Annotated in this window: 25 protein-coding genes; 16 read left to right on the top strand and 9 right to left on the bottom strand. The window is 66.2% G+C overall.

Going from position 1 to position 22341, the window contains the following annotated elements; genetic code table 11:
• Positions 1 to 125: 125 nt before the first annotated feature.
• Positions 126 to 1286 (bottom strand): MalY/PatB family protein, encoded by a 1161-nt coding sequence (locus ACIBCN_RS23880; protein ID WP_396993824.1) that lies wholly within the window; start codon positions 1284 to 1286, stop codon positions 126 to 128.
• Between the two features lie 70 nt (positions 1287 to 1356).
• On the opposite strand from ACIBCN_RS23880, the gene ACIBCN_RS23885 reads away from it, so the two are divergent.
• The 4 genes from ACIBCN_RS23885 to ACIBCN_RS23900 all read left to right on the top strand — a co-directional run bounded on the left by ACIBCN_RS23885 (position 1357) and on the right by ACIBCN_RS23900 (position 5101).
• Positions 1357 to 1851 (top strand): Lrp/AsnC family transcriptional regulator, encoded by a 495-nt coding sequence (locus ACIBCN_RS23885; protein WP_396993825.1) that lies wholly within the window; start codon positions 1357 to 1359, stop codon positions 1849 to 1851.
• A gap of 111 nt (positions 1852 to 1962) precedes the next feature.
• The gene (locus ACIBCN_RS23890) at positions 1963 to 2712 is read left to right on the top strand and encodes a PP2C family protein-serine/threonine phosphatase (RefSeq protein ID WP_396993826.1); all 750 of its coding nucleotides are present in this window, start codon (positions 1963 to 1965) and stop codon (positions 2710 to 2712) included.
• 287 nt (positions 2713 to 2999) lie between these two features.
• A complete protein-coding gene (locus ACIBCN_RS23895; protein ID WP_396993827.1) occupies positions 3000 to 3785 on the top strand; it encodes a hypothetical protein in 786 nt (261 codons plus the stop codon).
• Positions 3786 to 3853: 68 nt separating this feature from the next.
• On the top strand, positions 3854 to 5101 hold the full coding sequence (locus ACIBCN_RS23900; RefSeq protein WP_396993828.1) for a hypothetical protein: 1248 nt from the start codon (positions 3854 to 3856) through the stop codon (positions 5099 to 5101).
• On the opposite strand, the gene ACIBCN_RS23905 is transcribed toward ACIBCN_RS23900, so the two are convergent.
• The 4 genes from ACIBCN_RS23905 to ACIBCN_RS23920 form a co-directional block, all read right to left on the bottom strand.
• Positions 5098 to 6102 (bottom strand): LLM class flavin-dependent oxidoreductase, encoded by a 1005-nt coding sequence (locus ACIBCN_RS23905; RefSeq protein WP_396993829.1) that lies wholly within the window; start codon positions 6100 to 6102, stop codon positions 5098 to 5100. The two genes, ACIBCN_RS23900 and ACIBCN_RS23905, sit on opposite strands and share 4 nt — an antisense overlap.
• Before the next feature lie 20 nt (positions 6103 to 6122).
• Positions 6123 to 6413 carry an ArsR/SmtB family transcription factor gene (locus ACIBCN_RS23910; protein WP_396993830.1) on the bottom strand — a complete coding sequence of 97 codons (291 nt, stop codon included), beginning with the start codon at positions 6411 to 6413 and terminating at the stop codon, positions 6123 to 6125.
• 120 nt (positions 6414 to 6533) lie between these two features.
• Positions 6534 to 7769 carry a diguanylate cyclase domain-containing protein gene (locus ACIBCN_RS23915; RefSeq protein WP_396993831.1) on the bottom strand — a complete coding sequence of 412 codons (1236 nt, stop codon included), beginning with the start codon at positions 7767 to 7769 and terminating at the stop codon, positions 6534 to 6536.
• Positions 7770 to 7950: 181 nt separating this feature from the next.
• The gene (locus tag ACIBCN_RS23920; protein ID WP_396993832.1) at positions 7951 to 8481 is read right to left on the bottom strand and encodes a CGNR zinc finger domain-containing protein; all 531 of its coding nucleotides are present in this window, start codon (positions 8479 to 8481) and stop codon (positions 7951 to 7953) included.
• 38 nt (positions 8482 to 8519) lie between these two features.
• On the opposite strand from ACIBCN_RS23920, the gene ACIBCN_RS23925 reads away from it, so the two are divergent.
• Complete coding sequence (locus ACIBCN_RS23925; protein WP_396993833.1) at positions 8520 to 9479, top strand: EamA family transporter; 960 nt, start codon at positions 8520 to 8522, stop codon at positions 9477 to 9479.
• Between the two features lie 59 nt (positions 9480 to 9538).
• Here the strand turns inward: ACIBCN_RS23925 and ACIBCN_RS23930 are convergent, their stop codons facing one another.
• Both ACIBCN_RS23930 and ACIBCN_RS23935 read right to left on the bottom strand, forming a co-directional pair.
• The gene (locus ACIBCN_RS23930; protein WP_396993834.1) at positions 9539 to 9943 is read right to left on the bottom strand and encodes an ArsR/SmtB family transcription factor; all 405 of its coding nucleotides are present in this window, start codon (positions 9941 to 9943) and stop codon (positions 9539 to 9541) included.
• Positions 9943 to 10599 carry an SRPBCC family protein gene (locus tag ACIBCN_RS23935; protein WP_396993835.1) on the bottom strand — a complete coding sequence of 219 codons (657 nt, stop codon included), beginning with the start codon at positions 10597 to 10599 and terminating at the stop codon, positions 9943 to 9945. The genes ACIBCN_RS23930 and ACIBCN_RS23935 overlap by 1 nt, the downstream gene beginning before the upstream one ends.
• 194 nt (positions 10600 to 10793) lie before the next feature.
• Between ACIBCN_RS23935 and ACIBCN_RS23940 the strand changes: the two genes are divergently transcribed.
• Entirely contained in the window at positions 10794 to 12035 is a 1242-nt protein-coding gene (locus ACIBCN_RS23940; protein WP_396993836.1) for a PucR family transcriptional regulator, read from the top strand.
• Positions 12036 to 12130: 95 nt separating this feature from the next.
• Here ACIBCN_RS23940 and ACIBCN_RS23945 read toward each other — a convergent pair whose 3' ends face one another.
• Entirely contained in the window at positions 12131 to 13468 is a 1338-nt protein-coding gene (locus tag ACIBCN_RS23945) for a dicarboxylate/amino acid:cation symporter (RefSeq protein WP_396993837.1), read from the bottom strand.
• A 392-nt stretch (positions 13469 to 13860) separates the two neighbouring features.
• Between ACIBCN_RS23945 and ACIBCN_RS23950 the strand changes: the two genes are divergently transcribed.
• Positions 13861 to 14766 carry a DUF1206 domain-containing protein gene (locus tag ACIBCN_RS23950; RefSeq protein WP_396993838.1) on the top strand — a complete coding sequence of 302 codons (906 nt, stop codon included), beginning with the start codon at positions 13861 to 13863 and terminating at the stop codon, positions 14764 to 14766.
• A gap of 308 nt (positions 14767 to 15074) precedes the next feature.
• Positions 15075 to 15584, top strand: a complete 510-nt coding sequence (locus tag ACIBCN_RS23955; protein ID WP_396993839.1) for a hypothetical protein — start codon at positions 15075 to 15077, stop codon at positions 15582 to 15584.
• A 73-nt stretch (positions 15585 to 15657) separates the two neighbouring features.
• On the opposite strand, the gene ACIBCN_RS23960 is transcribed toward ACIBCN_RS23955, so the two are convergent.
• On the bottom strand, positions 15658 to 16491 hold the full coding sequence (locus ACIBCN_RS23960; protein WP_396993840.1) for an NAD(P)H-binding protein: 834 nt from the start codon (positions 16489 to 16491) through the stop codon (positions 15658 to 15660).
• 324 nt (positions 16492 to 16815) lie between these two features.
• Here ACIBCN_RS23960 and ACIBCN_RS23965 point away from each other — a divergent pair, with 324 nt between their 5' ends.
• The 8 genes from ACIBCN_RS23965 (at position 16816) to ACIBCN_RS24000 (ending at position 22293) form a co-directional block, all read left to right on the top strand.
• Positions 16816 to 18357 (top strand): M1 family metallopeptidase, encoded by a 1542-nt coding sequence (locus tag ACIBCN_RS23965; RefSeq protein ID WP_396993841.1) that lies wholly within the window; start codon positions 16816 to 16818, stop codon positions 18355 to 18357.
• A 340-nt stretch (positions 18358 to 18697) separates the two neighbouring features.
• Positions 18698 to 19318, top strand: a complete 621-nt coding sequence (locus ACIBCN_RS23970; protein WP_396993842.1) for an MspA family porin — start codon at positions 18698 to 18700, stop codon at positions 19316 to 19318.
• A 61-nt stretch (positions 19319 to 19379) separates the two neighbouring features.
• Positions 19380 to 19622, top strand: a complete 243-nt coding sequence (locus ACIBCN_RS23975) for a hypothetical protein (RefSeq protein ID WP_396993843.1) — start codon at positions 19380 to 19382, stop codon at positions 19620 to 19622.
• The gene (locus ACIBCN_RS23980) at positions 19619 to 20989 is read left to right on the top strand and encodes a hypothetical protein (protein WP_396993844.1); all 1371 of its coding nucleotides are present in this window, start codon (positions 19619 to 19621) and stop codon (positions 20987 to 20989) included. The genes ACIBCN_RS23975 and ACIBCN_RS23980 overlap by 4 nt, the downstream gene beginning before the upstream one ends.
• Before the next feature lie 4 nt (positions 20990 to 20993).
• On the top strand, positions 20994 to 21152 hold the full coding sequence (locus tag ACIBCN_RS23985) for a hypothetical protein (protein WP_396993845.1): 159 nt from the start codon (positions 20994 to 20996) through the stop codon (positions 21150 to 21152).
• An 11-nt stretch (positions 21153 to 21163) separates the two neighbouring features.
• Entirely contained in the window at positions 21164 to 21733 is a 570-nt protein-coding gene (locus tag ACIBCN_RS23990) for a hypothetical protein (protein WP_396993846.1), read from the top strand.
• Positions 21733 to 21885, top strand: a complete 153-nt coding sequence (locus tag ACIBCN_RS23995) for a hypothetical protein (protein ID WP_396993847.1) — start codon at positions 21733 to 21735, stop codon at positions 21883 to 21885. The genes ACIBCN_RS23990 and ACIBCN_RS23995 overlap by 1 nt, the downstream gene beginning before the upstream one ends.
• Positions 21886 to 21978: 93 nt before the next feature.
• On the top strand, positions 21979 to 22293 hold the full coding sequence (locus tag ACIBCN_RS24000) for a hypothetical protein (RefSeq protein WP_396993848.1): 315 nt from the start codon (positions 21979 to 21981) through the stop codon (positions 22291 to 22293).
• Positions 22294 to 22341 lie beyond the last annotated feature (48 nt).

A 22341-nucleotide genomic window follows, 5' to 3' on the forward strand; every position in this document is an offset into this window, starting at 1 on the left:
TCAATCTAACTGCCATGCACCGCCTTCCACCACCCTCGTCCAGTGGCGTCGGCGCCTCCGGCGACGACCCCTCGACGTCCTCGACGGCACCGACGTTGTGGTCATGCCCGAATGACTTGCGCCGGTTAGTGGTTGCGGTGCCGCACCGCGTTGTGCAGCCGCTCGAGCATGTCGTCGAGGATGGGTGGGAAGGTCGCGAAGTTGAGGCGGGTGAATCCGGTACCGCCGGGGCCGAAGTCGGGGCCGGGCAGGAGCCGGACTTTCGCGTGTTCCAGGAAGAACGCCGCGGGATCCTGGTCCAGCTCGAGCGCACGGCAATCGAGCCACGCCAGGTAGCCCGCCTCGGGGCGGTGGAAACGGATGTCGGGCGGCAACGACTTGGCGACGAGGTCGCGATTGCTGGTCAGCGTCCGCCTGGTCTCCGCCAGCCACGCCGCACCTTCCTGCCACGCGGTACAGGTCGCGAGCACACTCAGCGCGCTGACCTGTCCATATATCAGCGGTGGCTGCGCGCCCAATGCCGCACGGACCCTGCGGTCACCGACGTGCGCGACGCAGCATCGCAGGCCCGCCAGATTGAAGGCCTTGCTCGCGGAGTTGAGCGTGACTGTGCGCCCGGCGATTTCCGGGCCGAGCGAAGCGATCGGAATGTGCCGACGCCGTTCGTGCGCGAGCTCGGAATGGATTTCGTCGGAGATCACGAAAAGATCATGCCGACAGGCGATTTCCGCGATGGCCGATAGCTCGTCGCGATCGAACATGTGCCCCGTCGGGTTGTTCGGATTCACCAGAATCAGGGCGCGACAATCGTTCCGGACGATATCCTCGGCCATCCGGTCGACGTCGAAACGCCAACCGTCGCCCCCCGCGATCATCGGGATCGGGACCAGTCGCCGTCCCATCACCTCCAGCGTCCGCAAGAACGGCGGGTAGGCGGGCGTGTGCACGGCGACCGCGTCGCCCGGCCGGGTCATGAGTTGCAGCACGATCTGCAGCACCTGAATGAGCTCGGTGAAGACGTACACGTCGTCCGGGTCGAGCGTGAAGTCGTACCGGTCACGCATCCGATTCGCGAAGGCCTCCTGCAGGGGGTTGCGATCGGGCCGGTCGTCCCACGCCGGGTAGCCGAGGTCGCCGTCGGCGGCCCGCCGCAACACCTCGCGCACCGGGTCCGGCACCGGAAAGTCCATGTCCGCTATCCAGCCGGGCAGCACGTCCGCCCCGGCCCGCGCCCACTTGATGCCAACCCGCTGCCGCAGCACCTCGATATCGACCAGATCGTTCATGAGCTGAACACTAGAAGCAAGACCACCGAATGCGATTGACAGTTTTCCCACTCGCACGCAAGAATCTTGCGTGAGCGTTCTACCGTTAGATGACATCGACCACCGGCTACTCGAGCTCGTACAAGTCGACGCGACCCAACCCCTGCACGAACTCGGCGACCGAGTCGGCCTCTCCCCCAGCGCCGTTCAGCGCAGGCTCACCAGGCTCCGCACCGGCGGAGTGATCACCGCGCAGGTCGCCGTGATCGACCCGCGCGCTGTCGGCATGGGTTTGACCACCGTGGTGCTCGTCGAACTGACCGAGGACGACACCGATCACTATCTCGCCTTCTGCGACCGCATGCTCGCCGAGCCCGCCGTCCAGCAGTGCTATTCCGTTGTGGGCCAGTGGGATTACGTGGTGGTGCTGGTCACCGAAGATCTCGCCGCCTATCGGCACCTCTCGAATGATCTCTTCGTCGGGGACAAGTCCGTGCATCGGTACGAGACGCTGCCGACCTATGAACGGATCAAAGCCCAACTCGCCGTGCCGTTGTCGCCGTCGCGGCAAGAGACCAAACCGTAATGACCTTCACAGGAACTGCACGGCAAACCGTTGCCGACGACACGGCTTCGGGCGGTTTACTGGAATAGTGCCGATCGGCACGCGCGACGGTCCCGACAAGGAGGTCAGGCCATGTGCTCGGCACCCGTCACCGATGGCCCCGATCCCGAAGTAGTGCGCCTCACCGGCACCACCTGGGAGTCGTTGAGCAGGCGTGGTTCTCGCTCGCTCAACGCCGATGCCGCAGCGGCCGTTACCGATCCGGGCACCGGGCGCGCCGCGTTCGTCGTCGCCGACGGCATCGGCGACCACCTGGCCGCCGCCAGGGCGTCGCGCACCGCCGCGGAGGTCGCCGCACGCATCGGCGCTCGCGCCGGCGCGCACGCGGGAATCCTTGCCGCCCAACGGGAACTGCTCCGCCAGTTCCCGCAGGCCGAGGCGGACAGCGTCCTCGTGGTCGCCGTGCTGCCGTCCGCGGGCAAGCCCGACGGGCCATGCGACATCGCCTGGGTCGGCGACTGCCGCGCCTATCGCTGGAACGGGCGCGTCCTGCACCAGATCACCACCGACCACACCGTCGCCGAGTACTGGCGAGCCCGCGGCCTCGGCCCGCCGCCGCGCCTCGACCACATCGTCTTCACCTCGGCCCGTACGGTGCGCCCCGCCGACATCGGCACCGCGGCCACCGGGTCCAGTACCGGCAGGCTGCTGCTGAGCACAGATGGCGTGCACAAGCGCCTCGACATGGCGGCCATCAAAGCGATACTCGCCGACGAGCAGTCGCCGGCGACCGCTGTCGACACCCTGGTGGACAGCGCGTTGCGGGCGGGCGGAACAGACAACACCACCGCCCTGGTCGCCGACTGCCGTCCGCTCACCTGATCGCGTGCCGAACCAGCCCTCGCGCACCGGGCATACCTCGCTCACGACAGCGCCCCCAAAGCCGAAGTTCCTCGAAATAGATCGCCTGAGAACTTCTATTTGCTGCAAATCCTCTTCGAATATCGATAGATGATCACATTTCGGTAACGCCGCCAGCTGCGGACGCGTGACCAGGGCTAATCTTCGTCCGTTGCTGTTTTAATATGCCAATGCCGGGGTTACCTCGGCCGCTCAACCATGCACTCGGAAATCAGTTGTACCGACTTTGCCCGGGAAAGTGGACCGAGATGGCTCAGGAATTGCTCGTCGGGATCTGTGCCGCGCTGATCGCGGTGGGATTTTTGGTTATCGGGGACCGGGTTCGCCCGAAATCGTGGCGGCAGGGCAGTGACGAATCGTCCAGCCACCTCGCGCTCGACCTGGCCAAGACCATCTTCACCGCGGTGCTCGCGTTCGTCTTCGTGGCCTGCTGGAACCAGAACCAGAACGCGTACAACCACACCATCACCGAGTCGAAGGGGCTCGTCGATACCCACTTGGCGATCCACGCGATGCCGGGACCCGACCAGCAACGAATCCACGACAAAATCATCGCCTACACCGACGACGTCCTCACCAAGGAGTGGCCGGTGATGGAGCGCGATAGCCGCCTCGACGAGTCCACCGGGAAGACGCTCGACGCACTGCGCGACGCCGTGATATCGGTGCGGTCGCAGGATCCGGTCGTCATCGAGGCGCGGGCCCGCGCGCTGGCCGGTATCGACCGGGTGACCCAGGCGCGCCACGATCGCGCCATCGACGCCTCCCGCACCATCCCCCAATTCCTTTACATCGCATTGTGTTTCGGTGCGGTTCTGGTGTTGCTGAACCCGGTGCTGACCGGCATGCTGGTCACCCGGCGCAGCCTCGCGATGACCGCATTACTCGGCGTCGTGATCGGCTCGTCACTGCTGGCCATCCATGACCTGGAGCGGCCGTTCTCCGGAGCTCTCGGCATCCCGATAGACGCGTTCACCTATGCCCAGTCGCAGTACGAGCAGAGCACGCCCGGACCGGCGACCCACAACGAATGAAACTTCCGCGGATCAGGTCCGGTGCCGCCGCGCCGCGAATGATCAGGGGCGCAAGAGGATTGGTTGTCGTGAGCGCGTGCGTGCCTGCGGCCGTGTTCTTCGGCGGCCGGTCCGCCGCCAACGAGATGATCCCGGAGCCGCCGCTCGCCGCCGATGTCACGGCCGAAGGTACCGCTCCCTCGGACCTGTCCGACGTCTCGCCCGAAGATTCAGTGTCACAAGATGTTCCGACCGGACCTGCCGCCTCGCTGGGGATTCTTTACGGAAAGGCACCCCAGGCGGACACCCCTGCGGGAAATACACCTCCGGCACAGGCCCCGACTGCCCCGTCAGACGGCTCCGCCGGATACACGCCCCCAACAGACACCCCGGCAGGAAACGCGCCTCCACCAAACGCCTCCGCCGGAAACGAGCCTCCACCAGCTGCCCCGCCCGGAAGCACCCCACCGCAAGGCGCCCCTGCCGAAGACACCGCAACGCCGGACGTCCCCACCGGAAGCGGCGCGCCGCAAGATGTTTCGACCGGCAGCGCAATCACGCCGAACGCCTCGACCGGGAGCACGTTCGTACCGGACGTCTCCTCCGGCAGCGCATCCGACGGCGGGTTGCTCTCGCTGGAACCAGCAAAACCGCCCGCCGCGAACGGAAAGTTCGATATCGGGAGCACCGCGGACAGCGAGACGGGCGAAACTCCAACCTCGGCAACACCAGCCGCCGTCGGACCCGCCGCACTCGGCCTCGACAGCGGCAGCGTCATGACCGCATGCGCGGGCAGCGCCGTCGCGGGTGGCGCGCTGCTGTTCCTCGGATCGGCCGCCGGCTCCGGCCTGATCGGGCCTGGCATGCTCGCCCCACCGTGGTGGGCGGTCGTCGGCTCCGCCGGTTCCGCGGTGATCCCGCCCGGCTTCGGTTCGAGCGGCTCAGCGCTCGGCAGCGCCGCCGTCGGCAGTGCGGTCACCGGCAGCGCCGTGCTGACCTGCCTGCTCGCCCTCTCCACCGTGCCGACCCCGCCCGTGCCCACCTTCCCGCTCTTGATTCCGCCGTCGATACTGACCGCACCACCGTTCCCGTTCCTCCCGGTGGCCGCACCTATCGCCGACGCCGAAGCCGAATCGGCCGCTTTTCCAGGACGATTCGTTGTCGCGGCAACGCCTCCCGCCGCCGCCGACGATGAGTCCGCTTCGGGCACAGAAGCTCTCGCCTTCAATACGCTCGAGATCGTGACCCTGCTGGTCATGCTCATCATCGTCGCCCATCAAGGCACGGCGGAGGCGACCAAGAAACGGCCGCCACGTCCGAATCGACCGGGCGGCTAGCCGACCTGCACGGCGGCCGCCATCGCGGCACCGGTGAGCTCTACCGAGCGCACCCGGTCGTCGATCAGGGTGGCCTGATGGGCGAGGATGAGCTCGTCGGCCTGGAGGTCGGCGGCGAAATCGTCAAGGTAGGCAACGACTTCGGCGGGGGTACCGACCGCGGTGTACTGGGTCATCGACGCGAGCTGACGGCCGTTCGGCGAGGCAAGGAACGCGTCGATCTCCGCATCGCTGTAGTCGACATCGGCGGCACCACGCTTGATGAACATCCGTGCCCGGTTACGCCAGGCAATCGCCTTCTGCGCCAACGCATCCTCGCGGTCATCGGCGGCGAACACATTGAGCGCGGCCATCACGTACGGCTCGGACAACTGCTCGGACGGCTGGAAACCGTCGCGGTAGACGGCGACCGCCTGGTGTAGCGCGTCCGGTGCGAAGTGCGACGCGAAGGCGTACGGCAGCCCGAGCTGTGCGGCGAGCTGAGCACCGAACAGCGAGGAACCCAGGATGTACAGCGGCACAACACCTTCCGCCCGCGGCACGGCCTGCACGCCGGAAATCCGCGACTGCCCGGTCAGATACCCCTGCAACTCCAGCACGTCCTGCGGGAACGAGTCCGCCGAGGACGGGTTACGGCGCAGTGCGAGCATGGTCTTCTGGTCGCTGCCCGGCGCCCGCCCCAGCCCGAGGTCGATACGCCCGGGGAACAGCGTCTCCAGGGTGCCGAACTGTTCCGCGATCACCAGCGGCGAGTGGTTGGGCAGCATGATGCCGCCGGAGCCGAGCCGGATGGTGTCGGTGTGCGCCGCGATATGCCCGATCAGCACGCTCGTGGCACTCGACGCGATCGAGCCCATGTTGTGGTGCTCGGCGTACCAGACGCGCCGGTAGCCGCTGCGTTCGGCGGCTTGCGCCAGGGCGACGCTGTTGTCGAAGCTATCGCGCGCGGACTGACCCGGTGCGATCACCGCCAGGTCGAGGATGGACAGAGCAGTCGACATAGGACGTTGCCTTTCGTAGGTCAGAGAACGCGATGCAGTTGTTCGGTGAAGGCGCGGATGCGGTCGTCGTCGCGGCGGTAGTAGATCCACTGCCCGCGCCGAGTACCGGTGAGGAACCCCGCGCGCTGCAGGATCGCCAGGTGCGCCGAGATGGTCGACGCCGAGGTACCCGCCTTCTGCTGGATAAGTCCGGCGCACACACCGAGCTCAGCCGTCTCCCCGCGCTGCGGGAAGTGCACCTCCGGCTCTTTGAGCCACTCCAGGACGCGCAACCGGGTCTCGTTCGCCAGCGCCTTGCACTCGTCGAGCACACCCACCACCCTTCGGCATTTCGCTAATTAGCGAATTTACGCCGCCCGGGACAACCCGGCACCATGACACTGCTCACTCACTCCCTGCCCGCTGATCGGCGTGGCCGGTGTGTCGGCCGGTTAGCTATGTGGTCCGCGTGAGGCGCTGGGCATACCGATCTCGTCGGTAGTTGCCGCAGGATGGATCTCGGGTACGCCGGAGGGTTTGCGCCGCGGGCGGGCCGGGGGCGGCTCGTCCTTGCCCGCGATCGCGACGGCGTTGCCACCTCGGCGCTTCGCCCGGTACATCGCCGAATCGGAGCGGCGCAGCAGCCGGCGGTAGGCGGCCAGGTCGTAGGGGTTGTCGGAGCGCGTCACCTCGAGCACCGCGATGCCGACGCTGGCGGTGATCGCCACCGGCAGATCGGGCATGGACTCGATCGCACCGCGCAGCCGTTCGCCGACGGCGGCGGCGTCTTCGCGCAGACAGCCGACGATCACGAACTCCTCGCCGCCGGTGCGCGCGATGAGCGCGTCGGATTCCACCGCCTCGCGTAGTCGCTGCGCCGTCCGCGTCAGCACCTCGTCGCCGAACGGATGACCGAACGTGTCGTTGACGGCTTTGAATCGGTCCATGTCCAGCGTCGCCACATAGGCCGACTCGCGACGGCAATGCACGATGTGCGAGGACAGGTAGGTATCGAGGCCGCGCCGGTTCAACAGTCCGGTCAGCGGGTCCGACTGGGCGTCCGCCCGCAGCAGCCAGTGACAGAACTGCACGAACGGCAGCATCACGCCAACTACGACGAGCATGACGAGGACGACCGCGATGCCGAGGGCGAGGTCTTCGCGGCTCCTGTCCACCTGCGGACTGCGCGTGGCATCGGCCAACTCGCCACGAAACATCAGGAACGCCAGCACCACGCTGGTCAGTATGGTCCACCCGACATGCAATGCCAGGACACGCGGGCCGTGGAACACGGTCACGTACGCGCCCATCGCCGTCAGCAGCACAACACCCAGAACTCCGACGACGCGATCGTGCACCAGCAAATCGTTGGCGGTGGTGTCGATATCGAAAAGCACGATCCAGATGAGCGACTCGGTTTCGCGCGGCCACGGTAAAAACCACCAGCGCAACGTCCACAACCCGGCGACGGTCGCCTCGACACCGCCCTGCACGTCGCCGACCCACCCGGCGACATCACCCTGCGCCACCGAGGCGAGCACCGCGATCAGCAGCATCACCAGCCCACCGGCACCCAGCATGAACTTGAATCGACCGAGCGCACCGTGCGATTCGAACGTCTCGACCAGACCGCGGTAATCGACCGGGTCGCGCCACCACGTCCGGAACATCGATCGGTCGCCGGTCAATGAATTACCGCCTTTGGTCGACAACGGACCCGGGCGTTCGCCCGGGATCCCCCCTGGTCATCCAGCTTGGCGTGCAAATTGACAGTAAAACGGGTGTTCCGATCACGCAATGTGAGATCAGCACACTATCTATTTCGGTACGAAACGCCTATTCTACCGTTCCATTCCGCTGCTCGCGCGCTCATTTCTTCCGTGCCCGGTAGGCCGCCACGGCATTGCGATTTCCGCACGCGGTACTGCAATAGCGGCGGGATCGGTTGCGGGACAGGTCGAGCACGATGCCCTCGCACGCACTGTCCGCGCAGATGGACAATCGGTTCAGCTCATCGGTGCGGATCAGGTCGATCAGCGCCATCGCCGTCTCGACCGCGACCCGCACCGGGAACGGCGCCTCAGGCGGCACCGCGTGAATGTGATAGTCGACGTCGCCGTGCCGGACGAGTTGCGGCACCGCGCGATGGCGCGCCAGGGTCTCGTTCACCAGCCGCGTCGTCGTATCGCGATCGCTGGTGAACATTCGGCGTAGCGGCGCACGCAGCGCACGCACCGCGGCGAGCTCGTCGGCGTCCCCGGTGTGCACGCCGGTGTAGCCGTGTTTGCCGAAAAACGCTGCGAGCTGGGCTGTTTCGGTCAGCGTGTCCGGCTCCTCCGCCGAATTGACCAGCTCCACCGCAGCCACCAGCGACTCCTCGGTGTCATGAGCAAAAATCATGTTGACATATTACAACCCTGGCCATAGCGTCATTACCCATGGATACGATGACCCATGACAGCGCCGCTCAGCGACTCCGCTCCGGCCTGATCCTCGCGATGCTGTCCGCGTCATCGTTCGGACTCTCCGGTTCGCTGGCCCGCGGCCTGATGAACGCGGGCTGGAGCGCCGCGTCGGTCGTGGCGGTCCGCGTGCTGGTGGCCGCCGTCGTGGTCATGCCGATGGCGGCGCGGCAGCTGCGCGGCGATTGGCAGCTGTTGCGCCGCAACGCATCCCTGATCACCGCGTATGGACTGGTCGCCGTCGCCGGTACGCAATTGGCGTACTTCAACGCGGTCGCCCACATGGCGGTCGGCGTTGCTTTGCTCATCGAATACACCGCTCCGATAGCCGTGGTCGGCTGGCTGTGGGTGCGGTATCGCGAACGCCCCGGGGCCGCGACGGTCGCCGGGGCCGCACTGGGGATCACCGGTTTGTTCCTGGTCATCGACCTGCGTTCGGGCCTGACCACCAGCTGGGTCGGCATCGCCTGGGCGCTCGCCGCGATGATCGGCGCAGCCGGCTACTTCGTTCTCTCGGCGCACGGTGACGGCTCGCTACCGGGCACCGTCCTGGCCGCGGGCGGACTCCTCATCGGCGGACTCGCCCTGCTCGCCGCGGGCGCGGTCGGCATCGTCCCCCTGCACGCGACGACAAACCCGGTCGTCTTCCAACACTTCACCGTCCCGTGGTGGCCACCGGTCCTGGCGCTCGGCATCGTCACCGCAGCCCTCGCCTACGTCTCCGGCATCGCCGCCACCCGCCTACTCGGCTCCCGCCTCGCCTCCTTCGTCGCCCTCTTCGAAGTGCTAGCCGCACTCCTCTTCGCCTGGGCACTACTCGGCGAAGCCCCGCGCATCATCCAATTACTCGGCGGCACACTAATTCTCGGCGGCGTAATCGTCGTCCGGCGCGGCGAGCTCGATACCACGGCACCTGCGACAACACACTCGGCGTGACCCGAGCCAGCCGACCGAAGGCGCCCCGCTGAAAGCAGAGGCCTTCGGTCGGCGGGGACTCAGGCGGGTCGAACCTCCGCACCACCGGACTCCCCGGCACGGCCCGGCTTCGCCGCCCTGCTAGCCCGTTGACCACGCGCGACCTCGGTCGCCAGGGCATCGAGCGGCTGAGCGAAGGGCGCCAGCGGGTCGACCAGTCCGGCCAGCCAGGCCTGGGCCGCCGCCACCCCTTCGGAGTCGAGGGCGTAGACGCGACGAGTTCCATCGGCACGGACACTCACCAACCCCGCGTCGCGAAGCACCTTCAGATGCTGCGAGACGCCGGGCTGCGAGATCCGCGTAAACCGTTGCACGGCAGCGACAACCGCGCCTGCGGACTGCTCGCCGGTCGCCACCAGTTCGAGGATGTATCGGCGAACCGGATCGCCGAGCGCCTCGAAGATATTTTCGCGAGAAGCTGTCATCAGGACTGCGGGCTGTCCTCGGGCTCGACCGTGTAAAAGGTGATCGTTCGCTGCGCGGCCGCGTGCGCCGCGCCCGGCTCGTCACCGTCGGCGACGGCCGCGTCCGCCCAGCCGCGCGCTGCGGTTTCGACGAATACCAGTCCCTCGGGCGTCGTCGGGAAGGTCATCCCCTCGGTCGAGTCCACCGCGTCACCGGTCGCCAGGTGCAGGCCGAGCGCCATCAGGCCGAGGTCCCAGCCGACACCGACCGCGCCGGGACCGTACTGATCCCAGAATTCGGGCGCGACGGGCGCCTCATGAGCCAATTCCAGTTGTGTGCCTTCATCATTGGCGGTCAGGGTGATCGTCACCCACGACAGCTGCGGGCCCATCTCCCAGGTGATCGCGAACCGCTCCGGCGCGTCGCACTCCTCCACAACTCCACCCGCGTTGCCCTCGGTCTGAAAGCGGCCGCCGACTTTCAGCTCGCCACTCACCGGCAGGAACCATCGCGGTATCCGCTCGGCATTGGTCAGCGCGTCCCACAGGTCGGCCTGATCGGTGCCATAGGTCCGGCGGGCGATGGCGATCCTGGTCGGCGCGCCGTCGCGAGATCCGGTGCGGACTTCGCGAACGACAAGCCCGGCGACAGCGGCAGGGTCGGTGAGCAGGGGCATTACATCCTCCTTATATAAGTTCGCACTTATAGTAGTCGATATCGGCCGCCCCGCACAGACCGCACTGTGATCGATCACAGCTACCCACGGGCCGCACCGTCCTCTTCTCACAAGTTGGCTGGTAAACGCCGCAGACGGCAACTCCACAGTTAGTGTGAGCCTGCTATATAGCTAATGCTGACAAAGGAGTTGTCATGGCTGTCGACAGCCCGATCCGGCCGAACCTGACGATCTCCGGGAAACCGATGTCCACTCCCTTACGCGACGTAAGAGCCCTGTCCCGGCAAATGGTCGGCCACTTCGTCGAGAACGTCGTGCCATGCGGGACGCTGCCCGGCGAGGCGATCTACGGCGACATCACCACCATCACCCGAGTCTGTCTCGAACTCGCCGCCAGCATGCTGGACGGCAAGAACATCCCGGCGAAGGTCGAACAGCTCGAGGAGGCCGCCGCCGGGTGGGCGCGCGAGGGCGTGCCGATCGACGCGATCCACAACGCCATTCACGCCGGCTTCAAGATGGGCATGGACCTCGTCGTCTCGAACCTGACCGTCAAGGACTTCGACAACTTCGTCGACGGCTCCAAGATGAACATCGAGATACTGCACACGCTCACGTCCGCCATCTCCCGTGCCTACTTCCGGGAACTGCGTGCCGCGGTCAGCGAGCACCACACCGCGGTGCACACCCTCACCTCCGCACTGCTCGGCGGGCGGCCGACCTCGACGATGGCGCGCGAATGCGGCATCTCCATCGCCGAGTCCTACGTGGTGCTGGCCGTGTCGATTCCACGCCACCGCGACGAACACAACCCGGCCCTCAACACCCAGGTCGTCGCGCGTCGCAAGCTGCGCCGCACCCAGGCCGAGCTGGCCACCCGCTGCGGCGGCAACGCCCTGTCGCTGCTCAGCATCGATGGCGGAACCATCCTGCTACCCGCCGACCAGCAGCGCGACGACGAACTGGACGCGCTGATCGAGGGACTCTCGCACGCGGCCCAGGTCGGCATCACCGCCACGTTGATGGAGGCCACCCCCGAACAGATCCCCGGTGCCGTCGATCAGGCGCACGAGCTGCTCGACATGGTGCACCGGCTGCACTGCGTCACCGGCCTGTACCGCTTCGACGAACTCGCCCTCGAATACCAGCTCACCCGGCCAGGCCCCGGCCGCGAATACCTCGGCGCCGTGCTCACCCCGCTCGACGAGCACGCCGAACTACTGGAAACCCTCCAGCTGCACATCAGCAACAACCTCAACCGCCAACGCACCGCCCGCGCCCTGCACGTACACACCAACACCGTCGACTATCGGCTCAAGCGCATCGGCCAGCTCACCGGCTTCGACCCCTCCCAACCCTCCGGCCTCTGGTATCTCCGCTCCGCACTGATCGCCCGCTCATATCACCCCACCGACACCGGTCGACGGGTCGGTTGAGCGGCTCCCACAACTACGCCCCTGATCGGCCGACCCAGGACGGCCACTCGTATCGCCGAATAGTGCGGCGCACGATGCGCCGCACAACGGCGTCGTCATGCGGCTGCGGGCACCTCGTGCGGCTCGCGCTCCGGTTCGGGTTCGGCTTCGGTCAAGGGGGCGGAGGGCTGGTCGAAGATCTCCTGATCGAGGATGCCTTCCCGCTTGGCCACCAAGACCGGAACCACCATCTGGCCCGCGACATTCGTCGCGGTGCGGATCATGTCCAGGATCGGGTCGATGGCCAGCAGCAAGCCGGCCCCGGCCAACGGCAGGCCCAGCGTGGACAGGGTCAGGGTGAGCATCACGATCGCACCGGTGAGACCGGCGGTCGCCGCGGAGCCGACCACGGAGACGAAGGCGATCAGCAGGTAGTCGCGAATGTCGAGGTGGGTACCGGTGATCTGGGCAACGAAGATAGCGGCCAGCGCCGGATACACCGCCGCGCAACCATCCATCTTCGTGGTGGCCCCGAACGGAACCGCGAACGACGCGTATTCCCTTGGGACACCGAGCCGTTCGGTGACCATCCGTTGCGTCAGCGGCATCGTGCCGATCGACGACCGGGAGACGAAGGCCAATTCCACTGCGGGCCAAGCCTTCGCGTAGAAGCGGATCGGGTTCACGCCACCGACAACGCGCAGCAGGATCGGGTACACGACGACCATCACGATGAGGCAGCCCACGTAGACCGCGATCGTGAAGGTCGCCAAGGGCCGCAGCAGATTCCAGCCGTAGCTGGCGATCGCCTTGCCGATGAGACCGGCCGTGCCGATCGGCGCAAGCCGGATAACCCACCAGAGCGCTTTCTGCACCAGCTCCAGCACCGACTCCGCCAGTGTCAGAAAGGGTTTGGCCCGATCGCCGAGCTTCAGCGCGGCCACCCCGAGCACCGCGCCGAGGAACACCAGCTGCAGCACATTGCCATTGGTGAAGGCACCGACGACGTTGGTTGGGATGATGCCGGTGAGGAAGTCGGTCCAGCCGCCCTTCGAGTCCGGCGCCTTGGCGCCGACCAGGGTCAGTTCGACACCGCGACCGGGATTGGTGACGAGCCCGAGCACGATGCCGACCGCCACCGCGATCAACGCGGTGCCGAGGAACCACAGCAGCGTGCGCCCGGCCAACCGGGCCGCGTTGGTGACATGCCGCAATCCGGCGACGCTCACCAGCACCGCGGTGAACACCAGCGGCGGCACCGCTAGCTTCAGCAGCTGCACGAATATGCCGCCGACCTGGGTCAATGTGCTGGTGAGCCAGGCAGATCCGGTGGCGCGGGCAAGGAAACCCGCGGCGATACCAACCAGCAAACCGAGCAGGATCTGGACGCCGAACGACCAGCGCGCCGGGTTCAGGACATGGCTGCGCGAACTAGGTGAAGACAAGGTAACCATCCAAGACAATCAGAGGATCCGGTGAGCTGAGCGCGCGTCAGCTACACAGCTGCGCGGCCAACCGGCCGAGATCCACATGCAGCCTGGCGACCAGGTGCGCGACTGTCGCAAAAAGGTTCATAACGCCCTAAACGGTAAGCGATTCGTCCGACCAATTCCTCCTCCAGTCGGCTCATCTCGATATGTCCTGCGTCACAACCCGGTCCGACCAGCGCCGTTCGAGCGGTGACGGCGTTCCCCAGTCGTGCCGCCAGTTGATCCCGCCCGCCGATCCACCTGGTCTGGACGCCTGGCGCCGACTTTGCCCGGCTCGCAGCAGATCTGAGTTCTCGCGCGCCGTGTCAATCGGCGGGAAGTGGGCATTACGGCCGTTGAAGAGATGAGGAACAACCATGAGTATCTTCCGTAACGCGAACAGATATCGACGACACGACCGAGTCGGCACGGCGCGCGGCGGCCGGTCCAGATGGGGCCGACGCGCCAGCAACTATGGCCGGCGCAGGTCAACGACCTCGGGCGGGCTGGAAACGGCCGCGCGATTCGGCTTCATCGCGCGCGGCATCGCCTACCTCACCATCGGCATCATCGGCTTCATGCTGGCGATCGGCACCGCCGAGCATGAACCGGACGGCGGCGGCGCGCTGGCCGCGATCGCGACCAAACCCCTCGGCTACCTGCTGCTATGGATCCTGGTGTTCGGCTTCGCCGCCTTGGTCATCTGGCGCGTCACCCAGATCGCCGGCGCCCGGCGGACGTATTCGGGCGGCCACCGGTTCTATGCCGTGATCTCCGGAATCGTCTATGCCCTCGCCTTTTTGGGCACCTTCCGCTACGTCGTGCACGGCCGGACACCGAAGCCGAGCGACGCGATCGCGCGCGACCTGACCGCCCGCATCCTGAGCTGGGACGGCGGCCAGATCGTCGTGCTGCTGACCGGCCTCGCCATCATCGCCTTCGGCATCTGGCAGACCATGCTCGGCCTCAGCCTGCGGTTCGCCGAGGACCTGCGGATGGGCTGGATGACCCACGGCTCTCGCGAAGCCGTCATCTGGCTCGGCCGCATCGGCTACCTCGCCCGCGGCGCGATCGTCGTCAGCATCGGCCTCGCCGCCGTATTCGCCGGCCTGAACTACGACCCCGCCGAAGCCAAGGGCATCGACGCGGTCCTGCGCGACTTCGTCACCAAGCCCTTCGGCCCCTGGCTACTCATCCTGATCTCCTTGGGCCTCATGGCCTTCGGCGTCCTGTCCTTCCTCGAAGCCAAACACCGCAGAACCTACGGCGGAGTCCCGGTCTAGACCTCGGACCCCGCTGAGCAGCAGGCGACGACCTCGGCCACAGCGCCGGGGTCGTCGTCATGTATCCAATGCCCGGCGCCACCAGCCGGCTACCGGAGGTGGCGAGCTAGTTCCCCAGTTGGGCGTTGACGCACGTCACGCAGTGGGGGGCAAGGGGTTTCGGTGTTGGCGGTGGAGAAATCGTATCGTGGTCTCGCCCTCGGCGCAGAGACATGGTGCCGGGGGCTTGCTCGTCCCCTGAACAGCGTGTGAACAGCACAGTAGTAGGAGGTACGAAGATGGTACGGCGACGCTTTCGAATTCTGACCATGATGACCGCGGCGGCACCGCTCGCTGCGGCCCTTGCTTTCCTTCCGGCGGCTCCGGCCCAGGCCGCCGCGGGGGACCTCAGTTGCTCGGCGACTTTCAAGCTCACCCTCGCTCCCCCGCTGCGCGCTGGTGGCGGCGCGAATGTGTCGATCAGCGGCGATCTCAGCAACTGCGCCTCGCGCAATGGTCAGCACGCTGACCTGCGCTCCGGCAAGTTGACCGGCACCGGCTCGGCGACGGCCACCGCCGGAGGCTTCAATCCGTGCGGCTTGCTTGTCACCGCGAAGGGAAACGGCACGATCGGCTGGGTGTCCGGCGGCGACAGCGCGTTCGGCTGGCGGATCGATCCCGATCCGTTCACCGGGTTGGCGTTCAGCGCCACCGTCACCGGCGGGCAGCTGCAGGGTGACGCGATCACGGTGGCGCCGCGGGATGCGCAACCCAACGCGGGTTGCCGTACCGATGGCCTGTCGACCCTGACCGTCACAGCGCAGGTGACGTTCGCCTGATTCCAAGGCGAAGGCCAGGTCTGAAAAGCCAGACCTGGCCTTCTGTTTCGGAACGTCGGCCAACGCACCCCGGCTATGCCCAAGCGCCTGCCGCGACGGCGTCGTGCACGTAGTCGGTGAAGTCGATCGGGTCCCGGCCGAGCAGGCGGCGAACGGTGTCGGTCACCTCGGCGTTGCGGCCGTCCAGCAGGGTCGCGAAGATGTCGATCATGCCCGCCACCTCCTCGGCAGGCATGCCGAACTCGGCTTCCAGCACCGCGCCGAATTCCGCGCCGGTCACGGGAATGTAGTGGACCTCCCGCCCGGTGGCCTTGGCGATCGCCTCGACCGCGTCGCCGAAGGTCAGCAGCCGAGGGCCGGTCAGTTCGTAGTTCTGGCCCGCGTGCCCGTCCTCGGTGAGCGCCAGCGCCGCGACCTCGGCGAGATCGGTGGAGTCGACGAAAGGCTCCAGCACCTGACCCGCCGGGAAGGCAACCCCACCACCGAGCACCATGTCGGTGAAAACGCCCTCGTCGAAGTTCTGGTTGAACCATGCGGCCTGCAGCACGGTCCATTCGGCGCCACTCTCGCGCACCGCCGCCTCGGCAGCGGCGGCCTGGTCCTCACCGCGAGCGGACAGCAGCACCAGCCGCGCGACGCCGTTCGCCACGGCCAGTTCGCTGAACGCCCGAATCGTCTCTGCCGCACGGGGATCCCCGATATCCGGGGTGTACATCATGAACGCGGCCCGCACGCCGTCGAGGACGGGAGCCCAGGTGCCGCGATCCTCCCAATCGAACGGCAGCTCCGCCGAGCGGGAGCCGATGCGAACGGGAAATCCCTTGGCGGACAGTTGCTCTGCCACTCGGCGGCCCACCTTGCCGGTGCCCGCGGTGACGAGGATGGTCTGGTTCTTCGCTGTTGTCATGCTCCTAGTCAAGCCGCCCGCAGAGCGGCAAACCATCGGCGAAAAGCTCGACTCCATACGCCGGCGTCTCAGGCCCGCACCGTCCCCTGATGACCACCTGAAAGCGCCGCCGCACCATCGCAGCTAGGCATTCTGCACAGAATCTCGAACCTATTCCGGACGCCGGATTCTGCGTGATCGAACTCCCCAGTTGATCTCCAGTGGAGAACGGGTACTCCATTGTGCTTCTCTGAGTATCGAAATGTCCCGGCCGAGGACGCGGACCTACCCCGATACCGGCATTGCTCGAAAACATCCACGTGCCTGACACATTGGAGTTCGTTTATGAAGAATCGCTTTCCCTTGTTGCATACCGCCTCGGTACGAGCAGTCCCACTGCTGGTGGTCGCGGCGTTGGCTGCGAATGCGGGCACGGCCTCCGCGGCATCATTGACCGGAATCGGCGATCCTAATTTCCCGAATATCGGCAGCGCCGCATACGATGTCTCCAATTACAGTATCGATCTGAAGTTCGAGCCGTCCTCGGGCCGGCTGTCCGGCACCACGACGATCACCGCCAAAGCCAAGCAGGATCTCAAGGCGGGCACCGCGATCGGTTTCGACTTCCTCCTGCAGACGCAGTCGGTGCTTATCGAGAACAAGCCCGCCAAATATACGCTCGGCAAGGACAAACTGGCGGTGACCGTGCCGGTGAACCTGCCGACCGGCACCGAGTTCACCACCGTCGTCGCCTACAACGACATCCCGTCCCGGGTGCAGAATGCGGCGGGCGCGCGCAACTGGATCGAAAACGCCGGCGGCGCACTGATTTCCAACGAGCCCTTCTCGGCCGAGTGGTGGTATCCGAGCAACGACCACCCGACCGACAAGGCGACCTACGCGGTGTCGGTGCTGGCACCGGAGGACCGGGACGTGCTGTCCAACGGCGTCGAAACCAGTGTCACCCAGCAGATTCCGGGCTGGAAGCGGCACAACTGGCTCAGCAAGTCGCCGCAGATGACCTACGCCACCTTCCTCGCGATCGGCAAATACGAACGCGGCGGCCAGAACAGCGGCACCCCGGCCAGGCCGAACCTGACCGCCTACGCGACGGATCTGGATCCGGCCGTGCGCGCCAACGCCAAGTCGAGCATCGAGCGGACGCCGGAGATCGTGGACTGGCTGGCCAGCGCGCTCACGCCGTACCCGTACGAGTCCACCGGCGGCATCGTGGACGCGCGGATGGGTGGCTTCGCCTTGGAAACCCAGACCAAGCCCACCTACACCGACGGATTCTTCAAGCGCGGCAAGAACGATTCGGTGGTGGTGCACGAAAACGCGCACCAGTGGTTCGGTGACTCGACCTCCGTCGCCACCTGGAAAGACGGCTGGCTGAACGAAGGCTTCGCCAGCTACATGGAATACCTGTGGTCGGAGAAGAACGGCACCGGCACGGCAGCGGAAATCGCCGACTACGCCTACGCCACCTCGACCAGGATCAACTGGAATGTCGTGCTGACCGATCCGGGGCCCGCCGACGTCCTGCCCGCCGAGTTGTATACCCGAGGCGCATTGGCCATCCAGGCATTGCGCAGCGCGCTCAATGATGACGATGTCTTCTTCCGGTTGATCCGGGAGTGGCTGACCAAGTACCAGTACGGCAATGCCAAGGTCACCGACTTCATCGACATGGCCAACGCGGTATCGGGCCGCAGCACGAACGCGTTGTTCAAGACCTGGCTCACCGATAAGGGCAAGCCCGCCTACAAGCCGACCGACGCGACATTCGACGCGAACGCGAAGCGCGCACCCCGTTCGGTCACCCCACCTCCGGCCAAGCCGAAGGTGTACGACGATCTCTACGCGGTGGTGACCTCGAAGCAGTAACCGTCCGATCGACAAACGGGCCCGTGGACTCCACGGGCCCGTTCTCCTGTCCGCGGCCCGGTCCCACACCTTCAGATAACGGACCCCGCGTGACGCACGCCACGAACCGATCGTTGAATCCTCGATCACCGACCCCTGCCAGCACAAGTCTGGTGTCCAGCGGGTGAACGAGCGATCACGGCGACCGTTGCCGGTTACCTATAGTTTGCCAAGTAATAACTGATGCGTTTTCCTTATCTCATGGGAGAACCCGCACCGGCGGGTTCCGAGCCGAATCTCGACGCGACAAGGATGGATTTCAATGAGCAGGGTTGCGTTTCGGCGAAGCGGTGTAGCTGCGATGCTGTGCACGAGCTCGATTACCGTAGGATTGCTGGCCAATGGCCAGGGCGTCGCGTCAGCCGACGCGGTCGCGGACAAGGCGCGGGTAGTCGCGACCGATGACGGCTGGACACTGACGGTCACCAAGACCGCCGAGACCCTCGATCGCTACCCCAACCTGGCCGCGACGATGTTCACCCGCGAAGGTTTCGTTTCGTTGAAGGCGATCGCCGAGGTCACCGGCAAAGGCACCCAACCGGTCAACGCCGCGGTGGTCAGCTTCGGCTATCAAATCGGTTGCCAGATAGACGTTTCCAACGGTCTGACCACGAGTCTCGGCATGTCGGTCGGCCCCAACGCCTCGCTGAACATCTCCTACCCGCCCAGCGTCAGCCTCGGCGTGAATGCTTCGGTCTCGCCCAATGTTTCGACCACGCTCAAGCCCGGATCCATCGCGACCGTCGAATTCGGCAAGAAGGCTTTGGCTTCTGGACGCGCGTCGATCGCCATGGACCAGGTCGAAGTCAAAGTCGATGCCTGCATGGGCCCGGTCTCGCTGCGTTCCTTCGCCACCGCGACCATGTCCACCCCGACCGCGGACAACACCACCACCGCCTACGGCGACCCGATCTGGCTGTAACCATCACCCGCACACAGCGTTTCATCGCTGATAGCGGTATCCGAGAAGGAGATCGAACGGCATGACCAACACCGCGGCGGAACCAGACAATGCCGCACTGGCACCGGTGGCCCTGTTGGCCGGACTGTTCATGCTGATCGCCGCCTTCGCCCACCTGGACCGGATACCGGGCTGGGCCGACGACTACGGCGCGATCCTGGTCTACCTGGCGTTCTTCCTCTACATGTCCATCGCCGGACGCCTGACCTGGTGGGGCGCCGACATCAGCTATGCACAGGTGAAGGCCCGCCGGAGCCGCCGATGAACCGCCCCGGAACTATCAACCGGCTAACCGGAGCCGCCCTCGCCGCCACCGCGGCTGGCATAAGCATCGGCTTCGCCCCCTTCGCCACACCTACCGCCGCCGCAGTCCCGTGTGCCGAGTGGCAGCAAATGCACCCGGGCTGGCCCTGTATCGATACGCCCTCGCTGCCGCCGACACCACCGCCGGGTCCGCCGACGCCGGCACCGCTGCCCGCACCAGCGATGCCCGGCCAACCCCCGATCGACAGCGGCGGCGGCAGCCGAGCCGGAGCATTGACACCCCCACCACTACCGCCCAGTAGCGGCGCACCCATCGTCGCCGCGCCGGGAACTCCATCGCCGGGCGATCGGCCGACCGCACCCGCGCCGATTCAGGCCGAGCCGCCCGTGCTCGCGCTCCCTTCGTCCCCGCCGCCACCAGCGGAACATCCGGCGACCACGCCGAGCCCAGCAACGATCGTGTCCGACCCGCCTCCAGCCAGTCCAGCACCCGAACAGCCCCCCGCGGCCAACGATGCCGGGCACGGGAGCGACGGTCGAATTCCGTTGTTGCTCTTGGCAGGAGCGGCCGCCTTCGCCGTCGGTGGGGTGCGGCCGCGCGGACTCCGGTCTCCGCGTCTGCTGAACGTCACCCAGGTTCGCGCCGATTCCGAGAGCGGCCCCGGGCTGCTCACCTCCGGTCAGCCTGCCCACACGTACACCGGTGTCGACGGCAACGGCAACCACTCCCAGGTCACCGTCCCCGCCACTCCCGATACGGTGACCACGTTCGCGCCCCAAGAATCCACTCCGACAACCAGTTCCGGCCCCGGACTGCTCACCTCTGGTCAGCCCGAGCACACGTATACCGGTGTCGACGGCGACGGCAACCACTCCCAGGTCACCGTCCCCGCCACCCCCGATACGGTGACCACGTTCCCGCCAGGCACCGAGGACGAGGACCCGTGGGCAGGCAGAGCCGCTACGGGGGCCGCCGCAGGCACCCAGGAATTCGGCGCCCGCATGGTCGAGACCGTAGACCCCTCCGGCAAGCACGCGTGGGTCCCGGCGACAGCCGAAGAGGCCGAGCGCATGGGCACGGTCTTCAAGGGCGTCGGCCGTGCCGGATTCGGCGTCGGACTGGGGCTGAGCATCTACGACGGCGTCAACGGCTACCAGAACGGCACATATGACGCCGGCGAAGCCGGTGCCGTGATCGGCGGTGAGGTAGTCGGCGGCGCGTTGGGTGGTGCGCTGGCCGGGGCAGCCGTAGGGTCGATGGCCGGACCCGTCGGTACCGCGATCGGCGCGGGAATCGGCGCGGCCATCGGTTCCGAAGTCGGGAAGAATGCCGCCCTTGGTGTCAAACATTTCCTATTCGATAGGTGACGCGATGAGCCGACACGGCAAACCATTCAGGTTCCGGAACCTGAAACTCGATACGGACTACCTGAGCTATCGGTTGGACACCGTTGTCTACGGATTGTCCGCCGCCGCCGGATTCCTGATCGTTTTCGCGGTGATCGAACACTTCGCCCCCTGCGTGTTGTGAAAGTGAGGACCATGACCGACACCGCCGAGGCACCACTGCTGACTCGACTCGCCGCGGCCGGTGCGGGGTTCCGGCTCGCACCGCCGCCGGGCCGCCTCGCCGCCCTCGTCGGCCAGGCGGAACCGTTGGCAGGATGGTCGACCGTGAGCGCATATGCCGAGGCCCCCGGCGTGCTCAGCTGCGAGGTGCACCTGCCGTCGCTCGACGATGATTTCGCCGCCAACTCGGTCCAGACCGCATTCGTGTTCGACTACCTCACCGGTACCGAAGAAATCCTGAACACGGCCGCCGACTTGGCGAACTTGGGCAGTATCGACGTCGCGCACGAGCCACTCGCTCCAATATCCGATCAGGTGCGGCGAACGACGTATTTCGGTACCTACCCCCACGAACACCATCAATTGTGCTGCTGGATCGATTATTATCTCATCGACCCGGGCACCGACAGCGGCGGATATCTACTCCAGCACGCGAAGACCGCCACCGAAACCCAATGGCCGACAGTGAAAGCTGATTTCACGCGCAGCACGGCCCGCTTCGAGACATTCATCGACATGGCCGTATCGCAGGATCGGTCCTGATGATCGATCCATTCTCGCAACGACGGCGAAATCAGCGCGACGGACGCTCTCGGCGCCTGCTGCGCATGGCGGCCAGCGGGCTGATCACCGGCGCCGCCGTGGCGGGTTTACTGGAGATCGGCTGCCACCTCTGGCAGCTGATCCAGCGCTGAGCGAATACGCGCATATCGGACCGCACCCTGGATAACGGTACCCGGCTCTGATATGTTGTGCGGCAACGCATTCGACCAACGAGAATGAGCCACATGAGTGAGCAGCTAGCTGTCATGGGCCGTCTATGGCAGGAACACATGCGCACGCCCTTTCCTGCCCGGCTGCACAGTGTGCGGTCGGCGGGTGTCGAGATGGCGCTGCTCGACGCGGCCATCGCAGGCTGTGTATCCGTCTGGCATGACAACGGCGGTTCCCTCGATACCGCACGCATCGGCACGCTGCGTAAGCGTCTCGCGGAACTCGACCAAGTCTTGCCGCTCATCACCGAAGAAGCGGAACTCCGCTACCTCGAGCGGCTGCGCCAATTGGCCGTGCTCGCCTCGGATACCGGCCCGCACCCTGCGTGAATTCGGTTGCGGCTCAGGGAAATGATGGCTCGCTGACGGCGAGGTTAT

It is taken from the genome of Nocardia sp. NPDC051052, assembly GCF_044456045.1.
Lineage (GTDB): Bacteria > Actinomycetota > Actinomycetes > Mycobacteriales > Mycobacteriaceae > Nocardia.